General features: G+C 63.1%; 10 protein-coding genes and 1 riboswitch. Of the genes, 2 read left to right on the plus strand and 8 right to left on the minus strand.

Annotated features, from left to right (window positions below; translation table 11 throughout):
- Positions 1-179 precede the first annotated feature (179 nt).
- The 6 genes from iolB to ACX3OW_RS20475 form a co-directional block, all read right to left on the minus strand.
- Positions 180-980 (minus strand): 5-deoxy-glucuronate isomerase, encoded by an 801-nt coding sequence (iolB, locus tag ACX3OW_RS20450; protein ID WP_459097641.1) that lies wholly within the window; start codon positions 978-980, stop codon positions 180-182.
- A complete protein-coding gene (locus ACX3OW_RS20455; protein ID WP_459097642.1) occupies positions 925-1176 on the minus strand; it encodes a hypothetical protein in 252 nt (83 codons plus the stop codon). Before ACX3OW_RS20455 ends, iolB begins: the two co-directional genes overlap by 56 nt.
- A gap of 59 nt (positions 1177-1235) precedes the next feature.
- On the minus strand, positions 1236-2153 hold the full coding sequence (gene iolE, locus ACX3OW_RS20460; RefSeq protein WP_459097643.1) for a myo-inosose-2 dehydratase: 918 nt from the start codon (positions 2151-2153) through the stop codon (positions 1236-1238).
- 152 nt (positions 2154-2305) lie between these two features.
- On the minus strand, positions 2306-4153 hold the full coding sequence (gene iolD / locus ACX3OW_RS20465; RefSeq protein WP_459097644.1) for a 3D-(3,5/4)-trihydroxycyclohexane-1,2-dione acylhydrolase (decyclizing): 1848 nt from the start codon (positions 4151-4153) through the stop codon (positions 2306-2308).
- 395 nt (positions 4154-4548) lie between these two features.
- Complete coding sequence (locus tag ACX3OW_RS20470) at positions 4549-6477, minus strand: bifunctional 5-dehydro-2-deoxygluconokinase/5-dehydro-2-deoxyphosphogluconate aldolase (RefSeq protein WP_459097645.1); 1929 nt, start codon at positions 6475-6477, stop codon at positions 4549-4551.
- A 197-nt stretch (positions 6478-6674) separates the two neighbouring features.
- Positions 6675-7517 carry a MurR/RpiR family transcriptional regulator gene (locus ACX3OW_RS20475; protein WP_459097646.1) on the minus strand — a complete coding sequence of 281 codons (843 nt, stop codon included), beginning with the start codon at positions 7515-7517 and terminating at the stop codon, positions 6675-6677.
- 120 nt (positions 7518-7637) lie between these two features.
- Here ACX3OW_RS20475 and ACX3OW_RS20480 point away from each other — a divergent pair, with 120 nt between their 5' ends.
- Complete coding sequence (locus ACX3OW_RS20480; RefSeq protein ID WP_459097647.1) at positions 7638-8753, plus strand: Gfo/Idh/MocA family protein; 1116 nt, start codon at positions 7638-7640, stop codon at positions 8751-8753.
- Positions 8754-8801: 48 nt separating this feature from the next.
- On the opposite strand, the gene ACX3OW_RS20485 is transcribed toward ACX3OW_RS20480, so the two are convergent.
- Positions 8802-9779: a DMT family transporter gene (locus ACX3OW_RS20485; protein WP_459097648.1), complete on the minus strand. Its 978-nt coding sequence runs from the start codon at positions 9777-9779 to the stop codon at positions 8802-8804.
- A 100-nt stretch (positions 9780-9879) separates the two neighbouring features.
- Positions 9880-10022, minus strand: a riboswitch (FMN riboswitch).
- Positions 10023-10225: 203 nt separating this feature from the next.
- Here ACX3OW_RS20485 and ACX3OW_RS20490 point away from each other — a divergent pair.
- Entirely contained in the window at positions 10226-10900 is a 675-nt protein-coding gene (locus tag ACX3OW_RS20490) for a DNA alkylation repair protein (protein ID WP_459097649.1), read from the plus strand.
- A gap of 165 nt (positions 10901-11065) precedes the next feature.
- Here the strand turns inward: ACX3OW_RS20490 and ACX3OW_RS20495 are convergent, their stop codons facing one another.
- Positions 11066-13072, minus strand: a complete 2007-nt coding sequence (locus ACX3OW_RS20495; protein ID WP_459097650.1) for an aldo/keto reductase — start codon at positions 13070-13072, stop codon at positions 11066-11068.
- Positions 13073-13140: the final 68 nt, after the last annotated feature.

Consider the following 13140-nt stretch of genomic DNA (forward strand, 5'->3'; position numbering starts at 1 on the left):
GACTGCCCGGCGGCGAGAAGCTGGGCAATCCGGAAGCGGTCGGCGCTGGATAACTGGCGGTAACTGGACATGGCATCACCTGTGTCAGGTGTTGCACTTCGTTTGTGAACTCAGGGGGATCCATCTTGAGATCTCAGGATGGGCCCCGGCTTTCGCCGGGGTGACATCGAGCTGGGGAGCTACTTCAACAGCCACTCATGCTCCGCCGCATTGTGGAATTTCCACACCCGCTTCGGCCCGGCCATGACGTTGAGATAATACAGATCATACCCCGCCGCCGTCACCACCGGATGATAGCCGCGCGGCACCAGCGTCACGTCGCCATCCTCGATCACCAGCGCTTCATCCAGACTCCGGTCATCGGTATAAACCCGCTGCATGGCAAAACCCTGCGGCGGATTGAGCCGGTGGAAATAGGTCTCCTCCAGCTGGCTTTCATGCGGGAGATTGTCCTGATCATGCTTGTGCGGCGGATAGGACGAGGTGTTGCCCTGCGGCGTGATCACCTCCACCACCAGCAGCGAATGCGCCGCGCCATCATCCTCAGGCATGATATTATAGACATGCCGCACATTGGCGCCCTTGCCCCGGCTGATGCGCGGATGCCGCCCCGGCGGGATCACTTGCGCCTTATGCTCGCCACCGCCCGGCGCCGCACACACCGCCAGTTCCAGCGCCGTGGTCGCATCCGCCGCCCACGAACTGCCCTGCGGCACATAGACGGCATAGGGCGCGCCCTCGAACGGCGTCATCCGCTCGCCCAATTCGCCGAAATCCACCCCGTCCACCGCAATCCGCGCCTTGCCGCTGACCAGCACCAGGCACAGCTCGTTGGCCCCGGCCTCGCCGCCGGCCACGTCGCCTGCCGCTAATTTATGCAGCGCAAAGCCGACATGGCCCCATCCGGCCGAAGCCGGGGTGACGTCATGAACGCGGCCCGTCGTCCCCTTCGGGCGGATTCGGAGGTTGGATTGGCTCATCGGACGGCGTCTCCTTGGGAAAGGCATAAAAGAAATTATACAGCGAATAGGCGAGGGCGGCCCCCACCAGCAGCGACCAGAAGCTGTCCTGGTTCCACAGCACTTCCCAGCCCAGCCAGATGATCAAAAATACCACCACAGCCACCCGCCGCCACAGCGGCCGGAACCAGTTCAAATCATTCTGCTTGAGCGCCATTGTGCTTCCTTGGACATAATTTATTGGCCGCATGCTCTAGCACAGGATTGGGCCAAGCCTCACCCCTTGGGAAAGCCCTCGGTCTCCACCGTGTAGCCCGCCGCCGTCATCACCCGCATCAGCTCCTGATGCCCCACCTGCGCCATGCGCAGCGGCGGATTGGCCACCGGGTCCTGCTCGGCCTCGACCACAAACCAGCCTTCATAGCCATAATCGGCAAACTTCTGCACGATGGCGCCAAAATCCAGCGACCCATCGCCCGGCACCGTGAACGCCCCCAGCGCCACCGCATCGAGAAACGACTGCCGGCTGCGATCCAGCTTGTTGATCACGTCCATCCGCACATCCTTGACATGCACATGGCTGATCCGCGCGTGATGATTATCAATGGCGCGCAACACATCGCCACCAGCAAAGGCCAGATGCCCGGCATCCAGCAGCAGCGGAATCCCCGCGCCCGAATAGCGCATAAACGCATCCAGCTCCGGCTCGGTCTCCACCACCGCCGCCATGTGGTGGTGATAGGCCAGCGGCATGCCCTGATCGGCGCACCATTCGCCAAATTCGGTCAGCTTGCGCGCATAGGCCCGCATTTCGTCGTCACCGAGCTTCGGCTTTTGCGCCAGCGGAATCTCGCGCTTGCCCTGAATCGAGCGGCCCACTTCGCCATAGACGATGCAGGGCGCATCAACCGCCTTGAACAGCTCGATCATCGGCTGGATGCGGTGCTGATTGACCGCCAGCTCCTCATCCACCAGCGTGCCCGAAAACCAGCCGCCACACAGCGTCACATCCGCCGCCTTGAGAATAGGCAGCATTACCGCCGGATCATCAGGAAAGCGGCGGCCCTTCTCCATGCCGGTAAACCCGGCCGAGCGCGACTGCCGCAGGCATTCTTCCAGCGACACGTCATCGCTCAATTCCACCAGATCATCGTTCCACCACGCGATGGGCGACATGCCGAGTTTGGCTTTCAAGATTTTGGCTCCAGGTTCCATTCCGCGACCCCCTCCCTAACCCTCCCCTCAAGGGGGAGGGGACGATGGAGCCGCAATCACCGTTCTTGTCGTCTGCTCTCCCTCCCCCTTGAGGGGAGGGCCGGGGAGGGGGTCGTCGTGAGTTTGTTCGACTACCCCGCCCGCTGCCCCTTCAGCGCCTTCACATAAGCCTCGCGCGCTGCATTCACCTGCGGCCGCTCGCTCACTTCCGGCACCGCCACATCCCACCAGGCCCCACCTTTATCGGTGGTCACCAGCGGATCGGTGTCGATCACAATCACCACCGTCCGGTCGACGCTTTCCGTCTCCTGCAACGCCGTTTCCAGCTCGGCAATCGAGCCAACCTTGCGCGACACCGCCCCCATCGACGCCGCATGGGCGGCAAAATCGATTCCCGGCAGAGTGACATGGTGGCTGTCCTTCAACAGATTGTTGAAGTTGGCCCCGCCGGTGGCCATCTGCAGCCGGTTGATGCAGCCATAGCCGGCATTGTCCAGCAACACGATGGTCAGCTTGGCCCCCAGCATGATGGAGCTGGCGATTTCCGAGTTCAGCATCATGTAGCTGCCGTCGCCCACCATCACCACGACATCGGCCTCGGGCCGCGCCAGCTTGACGCCCAGCCCGCCGGCAATCTCATACCCCATGGTCGAAAAACCATATTCCAGATGATAGCTGCCCGGCTTGTCGGCCTTCCACAATTTGTGCAATTCGCCCGGCAGACCGCCAGCAGCACACACCAGCGTCGCGTGTTCCCGCGCCCGCTGCACCGCGCCGATCACCTGCGCGTCCGACGGCAATTCGGCATTGGTCGAGGCCGTGGCCCGGTCGGCGGCAATCAGCCACTCGTCCTTGCCCGCCTTGGCCAGCTCGGTCCATTCCGGGTCGGCCTGCCAGCCGGTGAGGGCGGCATTGAGCGCCTCGAGGCCCGCACGCGCGTCGGCCACCAGCGGCAGCGCCCGGTGCTTATGCGCATCAAACACCTGCACATTGAGCCCGACGATTTTCAGCTCATCATTCTTGAACAGCGCCCACGATCCGGTGGTAAAATCCTGCAGCCGCGTGCCAACCGCGAGCACCACATCGGCCTCTTCAGCCAGGCTATTGGACGCCGACGTACCGGTAACTCCAACCGAACCCATATTGAGGGGATGGTCATGCGGCAGGCTGGATTTGCCGGCCTGGGTTTCCAGAACTGGCACGCCATGGCGCTCGGCAAACCGGCGCAAAGTGTCCGTCGCCTCGGAATAGAGCACGCCGCCACCGGCAATGATCACCGGCTTTTTTGCCCGGATCAGCGCCGAAGCGGCATTGGCGAATTCATCGGCATCGGGCATCACCCGGCGGATATGCCAGATCTTCTCGGCAAAAAAGCTCTCCGGATAGTCATAGGCTTCCGCCTGCACATCCTGGCACAGGCTCAGCGTCACCGGCCCGCATTCGGCGGGGTCGGTCAGCACCTGCATGGCGCGGCGCAGCGCCGGCATGATCTGTTCGGGGCGCGTGATCCGGTCAAAATAGCGGCTGACCGGCTTGAAACAGTCATTGGCCGAAATCGTGCCATCGCCGAAATCTTCCACCTGCTGCAACACCGGATCGGGCAGGCGGTTGGCAAACACGTCCCCCGGCAGCAGCAGCACCGGCAGCCGGTTCACATGCGCCAGCGCCGCCGCGGTCACCATATTCAGCGCACCCGGCCCGATGGAGCTGGTGCAGGCCATGAAGCGGCGGCGAAAACTGGCCTTGGCAAAAGCAATCGCCGCATTGGCCATGCCCTGCTCATTCTGCGCCCGATAGGTCGGCAGCGAGTCCTTGACGCCATACAGCGCCTCGCCGACGCCGGCGACATTGCCATGCCCGAAAATGGCAAACACCCCGCCAAAGATCGGCACCGTCTCGCCGTCGATCACGGTCTTCTGCATGGTCATGAACCGCGCCACGGCCTGCGCCATCGTCAATCGGATCGTGTTCTGGCTCATTTTTTTGGCCTCTCCTGGTCTACCGGCCCCGGTGCCTTCGCCTCCCTCCCCCTTGAGGGGAGGGAATGAGGGAGGGGGTCGGTTGGCTTTGTCCACTTACGTCGACCCCCACCCGACCCACCCCTAAGGGGGAGGGGGCGCAGGAGCCCTAATTTACAGCGCGCGGAACCGAACCATCGGCTCCATCGTCCCCTCGCCCCTTCGGGGAGAGGGCTAGGGTGAGGGGTGCGATGCTTGAGCATCACGCCCGGTGCCGCGTCGCACCCCTCGTCGTCATCACCCTTCATCCCCAACCACGATGTCATCCCGGCCTTGAGCCGGGACCCATCCTGAGATCGGGGGATGGGCCCCGGCTCAAGGCCGGGGTGACACCGCGCGCGTGGCGGGCATCTTGCCTAAGCCGCCCCCAGCCGTTCCCACACATTCACCAGCGCCCCAAACTTGCCCGCCATCTCCTCGACAGCCTGTTCGTCACTGATGCTACCAGCCAACCAGCTCTTTGCCGATTCAGCAAAAATCGTGCGGCCCACGGCAAAACCCTTGACGCTACGCGAACCACGCGCAGCGGCAAAACCAGCCTCCAGCACCGCCTGCGATGCCTCCAGCCCCAGCAGCACCACACCCTGGCAATACGGGTCGCGCGCTTCGATCACCGCATCAATGCCGGCCCACGCGGCCTTGCTCGACTGCGGCTCCAGCTTCCACCAGTCCGGCTTGATATTCTCGTCATAGATCTGGCCCAGCGCCCGCGCCACGGTGTCGTCACCCAGCACGCCATGTTTGCTGGCAATGATCTCGATCAGCAGATCGCGCCCCACCTTGCGGGCGGCGTCATAGGCAACGCGCAGCTTCTCGATCTGCACCTGCCGCAACTCGGTCGGGTCGTCCGGATGATAGAAGCACAACACCTTGATGCAGTGATCCACCGGCCAATCCACCAGCCGCGAGCCCAGATCCTGCGAGAACTCAAACTGCAGCGGGCGCGAGCCCGGCAGCTCGATCGGCTTCGCGATCCAGAAATTACCCACGGCGCCCGCATCATACAGCGCGTCCCGGCCATATTTGTCATCGAGCAACATGCCAAAGCCGTCGCGGCCATTGGCCACCTTGGCCGCCGCGCGCACCGCCAGCGCCTTGAACGCCGGAATCCGCCCCAGCAGGGCCGCATCGCCATTGGCCAGGTCCTCGAGCTGGCTGCGATGGTCGATGGCCAGCGCCATCAGGCTCGGAATCTCGCGCCGACGATTGGTCGCCCAATGGATATGGTTGAGTTCCGGGTCCTTGCGCAGCGCCCGCTCGCTGCTGCCCTTGTCGAGAAAATGGTTCAGCTCGATCCAGCTCGGATATTCCGGTGCGCAGAGCAGGCGGCTCACCGCGAAGGCGCCGCAGGCATTGGCCCAGGTCGCGCTGGTGGCATGCGGCTCATCCCGCAGCCAACCGCGCAGAAAGCCGCTCATGAAGGCGTCGCCGGCCCCCAGCACGTTATACACCTCGATGGGAAAGCCCTTGCCGACAATGCCGTCTTCGAGATTATCGGGGATGGCGCCGTCATAGACGATGCAGCCCATAGGCCCGCGCTTCAGGACGATCGTGCCGGAGGACAGGCTACGGATCGCCCTGAGCGCGGTTAGCAGGTCGGCAGCGCCGGAAGCGATCAGGATCTCTTCCTCGGTGCCGACGATCAGGTCGCAGTCGGCCAGCACCGACTGATAGGTTTTTGAAACTGTGTCCGACGCCACATAGCGCTCGAACCCGGCATCATGCCCGGCCAGCCCCCACAGATTGGGGCGGTAATCGATATCGAACACCACCCGGCCGCCATGCGCCTTGGCCAGCCGGATGGCCTTCTTCTGCGCTGCTTCGCTATTGGGGCGCGAAAAATGCGTGCCGGTGACGACGATGGCGTGGCTCGACGCGATCAGTGTTTCATCGATATCGTCCTCCGAAAGCGCCATGTCGGCGCAATCGGTGCGATAGAAAATCATCGGCGACACGCCCTCGGCCTCGACCGACAGCAACACCAGCGCCGTCAACCGATCGGGGTCGGTCGCCACGCCCACCGTCTCGACCCCCTCGCGGATCAATTGCTCGCGGATGAACCGCCCCATCTGCTCATGGCCGACGCGGGTGATCAGCGCCGATTTCAGTCCCAGCCGAGCGGTGCCGACGGCGATATTGGTGGGGCAACCGCCAACCGATTTGGCAAAGCTGCCGACATCCTCAAGTCGGGTTCCGATCTGCTGGCCATAGAGATCCACCGAGGCGCGGCCGATGGTGATGACGTCGAGTTTTTTGGTCCCGTCATCGGGGTGCGCGTTGCTCACGGCAATCCTCCCATGTGGCCTATGGCCGGTCTGCAATCATGCAGCAAACTGCAAGAAAACTGTCAGCATGCTGACAGCGAACTGCCGGCATGCTGGCAGATTTCCTCCAGCATGCTGGTGATTGTTATGAAACATGGGTTCCGGCAATTCGTCAATATGGAACATTCATTCCACAGGCGGAATTTCCGGTTTGTGGCTCAGCCGCGTCGGCGCTTTTCGGCGATGGAGACGGTGAGGGCCATGGCAAAGGCCATGCTGGCCGACAATGAGCGGAATCCGGCGTGATCGGCCTCGACCACCTCGAACCATTCCTTGGAGCACTCGGCCAGTGGCGAAAACGCCGAATCGGTGAGCGACACCACAGGGATACCGCGCGAGGCCAGCATCCGCGCCTGCGCCGCGCTTTCCGAGGCATAGGGCGAAAAACTGACGGCAAACGCGGCGTCGGCGGGCGTCGCCATGGCCAGCAGATCGTCGTCAATGCCGGCCGAGGTGCCCACCAACTGGCACTTCACCCGCAGCTTGCCAAAGGCATAGGCCATATAGCTGCTGATCGGGTAGGAGCGGCGCTTGGCGATCAGATAGATGGTTTCGGCATTGGCCAGCAGCGTCACCGCCCGCTCGAAGGCTTCCGGCTCGACCGCCGAGGTCAGCGTATCGATCGAACGATGCGCCGCCGTGGTGAAGCCATTGAAAATAGTAGTGCTTTCGGCCAGCGCCGCGCCATTCTGCTCCAGCGCCCGCAGCCGGTCTTCATAGGATGAGGTGCGCTCGCGCAGCCGGGCGCGGAACAGCAATTGCAGCCCAGAAAAGCCGTCAAAGCCGAAATGCTGGGCGAATCGCACCAGCGTCGAGGGCTGCACATCGGCCGAAATGGCGATGCTGGCCGCGGTGCCGAAGGCGATTTCGTCGGGATGATCCAGCGCATAGGCCGCCACCTGGGTCAGCCGCTTGGGCAGCTCGCTTTTCCGTTCCAGAATAGCGGCGCGCAGGGCGTCGAAATCCTGCGGCGGCGTCTCGTTGGCACTGGCGTCTGGCATGGCTCGATCTCGCTTTTGCCCCATAATCTGCAATCTTGCCCGTCAATCAAGTGTTATTAGAAAGTCCATTCCGAAATTAGAATGAATGGACTATTCATTTCGCAGACAGGAGTGAACGGAATGAAAGCAACAATCGGCGTCGGCCTCATCGGCACCGGCTACATGGGCAAATGCCACGCTTTAGCCTGGACTGGCGTCAAAGCGGTGTTTGGCGAGGGGCCACGCCCAGCCCTTATACACTTGGCCGAGGTGAGCGGGGATATCGCCCGGCAGAAGGCCGATGAGTTCGGCTTTGCCAAGGCCACTGGCGATTGGCGCGAGCTGATCGCCGATCCTGAAGTGGATGTGGTTTCGGTAACGACCCCCAACGCCTTCCACGCCGAAATGGCAATTGCCGCGCTCGAAGCGGGCAAGCATGTCTGGTGCGAAAAGCCCATGGCGGTGGCGCTGGCCGATGCCGAGCGCATGGCGGCGTCGGCCAAGGCCTCGGGCAAAACCGCCGTGCTGGGCTATAATTACATCCAGAACCCGCTGATCCGGCAGATCGGCGCCATTCTGGCCGATGGCACCATCGGCGACGTGAACCATGTCCGCCTGGAAATGGACGAGGATTTCATGGCCGACCCGGCGGCGCTGTTTTACTGGAAGAGCGAAGCCAGCTCCGGCTATGGCGCGCTGGACGATTTCGGCGTGCATCCGCTCAGCCTGTTGCAGGTGCTGTTCGGCCCGGTGACCAAGGTCTTCGCCCATCTGTCCAAGCCCTATGCCGACCGCCCTACCAAGGACGGTGGTCGCCGGGCCGTCGAAACCTTCGATATTGCCAGCGTATTGTTCGAGCTGGGGGCGGGGATAAGTGGCGTCATGGCGCTGGATCGCTCGGCCTGGGGCCGCAAGGGCCGCATCGCGCTGCAGATTTTCGGCAGCAAAGGCACCATCACTTATGATCAGGAGCGCATGAACGAACTGCAGCTCTATGTAACCAGCGACAAGCCGACCGAGCAGGGTTTTCGTTCCATTCTGGCCGCCCCGCAGCACAAACCCTATGATCGTTTCATTCCCGCCCCCGGCCACGGCCTGGGCTTCAACGACCTAAAAATCATCGAATGCCACGAGCTATTGCGGGCGATTGGCGGCGAAAACGCCCGGGTGATCGACTTCACCACCGGTCTAGGAATCGAACGCGCTGTGCATGCGATGGCGCAGAGCCATCGGGAGGGGCGCTGGGTGACGGTGTAGCGACACCCAAAAGGATCATCCCCGCCGTGGCGGGGATGATTGTGGGTGTCAGGCGGCGCGCAGGCTCGGTCGCTTGTTCGACTCGATCCAGAACAGGAAGATCGAGGCGCCAATGATCAGCAGGGTGCCCGGCCAGAACAGCACGCCGGGTACCTGGCCCAGGAAAATCCAGCCTAGCAGCCCGCCCAGCGCCACCTTGAGGTCGCCGAACGGCTGCAGATAGGTCGCGTCGGCCGCCTTGTAGGCGATGCTCAGCAGGTACTGGGCCGCCGCGGTCAGCGCGCCGAGCAGCAACAGCAGCCACAGCGCTGTGCCGCCGGGCACCGCGAAGGGAAAGCCGGTGACCAGGCCTGCCGGCATGATCGTTGGAGCCAGCCAGCCCATGGCATTGACGGCCAGCAGGATGAGCAGGTGGTTCGGCGTCATCAGCACCAGCAGCGAGATGGTCAGGGTTTCCGGCGATTCCTCGCGGGCGAGATATTTGGTCAGCACGTCCGTGGTGGCCCACAGCGCCGCTGCCACTATCGGCACCAGCGTGGTCAGGCTCAGGCCTTCTGCGCCAACACCGGAAATGATGATGGCGCCGACAAAGCCCACCAGCGCGGCGGCGAGCCGGGCGGTGGTGGCGCGCTCACCCAGAAACAGCGTCGAGCCGAAAATGATGAAGAGCGGGCCGGTGGACAGCAGGGTCACCATTTGCCAGATCGGCACGCCGGAGGCGAAGCCATAGACGAAAACATGCACGCCAAGCGCCGAGGCGAAGGCGCGAATTTCATGGGCAAGCGGGCGCTTGGTGCGCAGATTGCCGATGCCGATACGCAGGATCAGCGGCAGGGCCAGCACCGAGGCGATGACATATTGCCAGAAGGCCATGCCGGTCGAGCTCATGCCGAAACCGCCATATTCGGCCGGAGTCGGCAGTACCGATTGCAGCACGTTGGAGCCCGCAAAGGCGATGGCCGCGGTGACCATCAGGATTGCGCCCGTCGTGGCGCCATTGTGGGAAGCAGAGGAAACTTGGCTCATTGATCGTCCTTTCCGTAACCAGTTTCCTCAGGGTTACGGGAAGTCTCGTCGGCAACCGGCCGCACGTGGAATCGTGCGGACGCGGACAAGCCAGCGTTGGTCCCGTTCTCTTTCATCCGGACTATACCGTCGGCTCCGGAATTACACCGGATCTGCTGACCTTCGCTTGTGCGAAGCGCTCGCGGGCTTGGCGTTGTCGCCTTTACCGCCGGTGGGGAATCGCACCCCGCCCTGAGAACATTGCGAAACTCTCGTTTCACGATGCTGAACATAGGGCAGGGCGGCGAGGCCGACAAGTAAGCACAATGGTGTAACTGTGTTTGGGTTTATCGAACGGTCGCCTTGGATTGGGCGTAGCGGCAGGGCTGGTTGCGGCAAAGGCTGCCGGCCCTATAATTGCCGGGCTCTGGGCCGACAGTGGCAGCGAGCAAGACGGAGATATTGCGATGGCCGACGAAACCTTGGGTGCAGTGATGGCCGAACTGGCCGCGCTGGAAAATCCCAAATTTCGCGTCGTCAATGAATTGCGCGGCGACGATCATGGCGTGAACCTCACCCAGTTGCGGGCTGTCGCCAAGCGCCTCAAAATCCAGCACGAGCTAGGATTGCAGCTCTGGGCAACCGGCGATACCGCCGCCCGGCTGCTGGCCACTCTGGTGTGCCGGCCAAAAGCCCTGTCCGCTGATGAACTCGACACCATGATCCGCGACATCCACGCGCCAAAACTGCTCGATTGGCTCATCACCCATCTGGTCAAGCCCGGGCCGCATGCCGAAGCATTGCGGCTGCGCTGGAAGGATGAGGATGAACTGGTCGGCCGCGCCGGCTGGAGCCTCACCACCGACCGGGTGATCAAATCCCCGGAGGGCCTCGATCTGGACGGCCTGCTCGATCAGATCGAGCGGGAGATGGCGCAGGCGCCGGAGCCGAAACAATGGTCGATGAACCACTGCCTCGCCGAAATCGGCATCCGCAACCCGGCCTTGCGCCAGCGCGCGATTGCCATTGGCGAGAAGCTGAAGGTGCTGATCGATTTCCCGGCCTCGCCGGGCTGCACCTCGCCCTATGCGCCGGCCTGGATTGCCGAGATGGTGCGGCGGCGGGAGTTGGCGGGGATGTGAAGGATAGGGCCGAGTGCCGGGCTCCACCCCCTCCTAGCCTCCCCCATCAAGGGGGAGGTATCTCTCCACTCCGTTGCACGATCCAGTCACAACCACGGAACGGCACCTCCCCCTTGATGGGGGAGGTTGGGAGGTGTGGGGCAACGTGCTTCGGCCCCTCATGCCCTAGCCGTGATCCAGCCAAGCCACCTGTTCCGGCGTCAGCTTGATCTCGAACGCCTTGAGGCTGTCGTCCAGCTCGCCCAGGGTACGCGGCCCGATCAGCGGCACGGACGGGAAGGGCTGGGCCAGCACGAAGGCCAGCGCCACGTGGATCGGGCTGTGGCCCAATTGCTTCGCCAGTTCGATGGCGCGGTCACGCCGGGCGAAGTTCTTGTCGTTATACCAGCAACGCACCAGTTCCTCATTGTCGGTCTTGTCGCGACCCGCGCGGTCGGTGAAGAAACCGCGGCCCTGGCTCGACCAGGAGAAGTTGGTGACCTGACGGTCCTTGAACCAGGCCTTCCAGTCATCGGTGGACGCGCTGACGCAGCCATCCCAGATCGGCACCAGCATTTCCGACAGTGCGAAGTTGTTGCTGAGCGCCATTGGCTTGGTCTTGCCGGTGCGCTCGGCATAGGCGGTGGCCTCGTCGAAGCGCTCCTTCGTCCAGTTGGAACCGCCGAACGGCCCGCGAATGCGGCCCGCCTTCACCTCGGCATCCATGGCATCGACGAATTCGCCGACCGGAACATCGAGATTGTCGCGGTGCATGAAATAGACGTCGACATAGTCGGTCTGCAGGCGATCGAGCGACTGGGTCAGCTGCTTGGCGATGACGTCGGGATAGCAGAGCGGGCTATGCGCGCCCTTGCCGATCAGCACCGCGCCCTCGCGGGTGCCGCGATTGCGGTGCCACTCGCCGAACAGGGTTTCGGTGTAGCCGGCGCCATAGACGAAGGCGGTGTCAAAGATATTGCCGCCCTTTTCCCAGAACGCGTCGAGCAGGATGGCGCCCGAGGCAAAGCTGCGGAAATCCTCAAAGCCCAGCGCCACGGCCGAGGCTGGCTTGCCGAGGCCCGGAATCGAGCGCTTGGGAATGATGCCGCTATTGGGGCCGAGCTTGCGGTTATCGAGGGTATTGACCCGGTTGGCGGCTTTTTCGACCGAATATTCGATGCCGGCATCCTTGCGCCAGGCGTCGAGCACGCGGGCATTGCCCAGGCTGTCGGCCCAGCTCATGCCCGGCGCGGCGAATTCCTGGCGCTTGGCAAAAATGGCTTCGGCAGCGGCGTCGACTTCGAAGGAATAGACGTGACGGCTCTCGTTGACGCTGATCGTCTCTGTCTTGCCGCCCTTGATGATGTCGATACGGCCCAGGCCCTGGGTGCGGTCACCGCCGGCGAACCAGAAATCGGGCACTTCGATGCGCCCATCGGCGCCGTGAATGCGCAGCACATTGTCGAGATTGGCCATCACCGCGCAGGAGACCTGCGCCACGATGCCGTTCTCGAAGGTGAGAATGGCGGCGGCCCAGTCATCCGTGCCTTCGGCATTGAGCTTGGCCGTGCCGCGGATTTTCACCGGATCGGCAAACGGCTTGCCCATCGCCTGACCGGCGATGAAACGGGCCATCGACACCGGATAGCCGCCGACATCGAGAATGCCGCCGCCGGCCAGCGCCGAGGCGAACAGGCGATGCTGCGGCTGAAATGTCCCCATCGAAAAGCCAAAGCTCGACTGGATCATGCGGATTTCGCCGATGACGCCCGAGCGGATCAGTTCGGCCAGCTTGGCGGCCTGCGGATGCAGGCGATACATGAAGGCTTCGCCGGCAAAAGTGCCGGCCTTGCGGTGGGCATGCAGCACCGCGTCGATCTCGAAGGCCGAGAGGGCGAAGGGCTTTTCCACCAGCACATGCTTGCCCGCTTCGGCCGCCTTGATCGCCCATTCGGCGTGGCCGGTATGGGGTACGGCGATATAGACTGCGTCGATCTCGGAATCGGTCAGCAGCGCCTCATAGCCATGCACGATTTTCGCGCCGGGGAAGTCGGTCGTCAGATTGGGCTTGCCGGGGTTGCGGGTGGCGACGGCGGCCAGCACGCCATGCTTGGAACCGGCGACGCCCCCCTGAAACGCCTTGGCAATGCTGCCGGGCCCGATAATACCCCAGCGGATTTTTTGATCGGTCATAGTCTTGGTCCTTGCATATCCGCTGTTATGGGCGGGCGATTTTGATCGGGGAGGGCGCGGCGGGCGCC

The sequence above is a fragment of the Devosia sp. A449 genome (assembly GCF_054489375.1).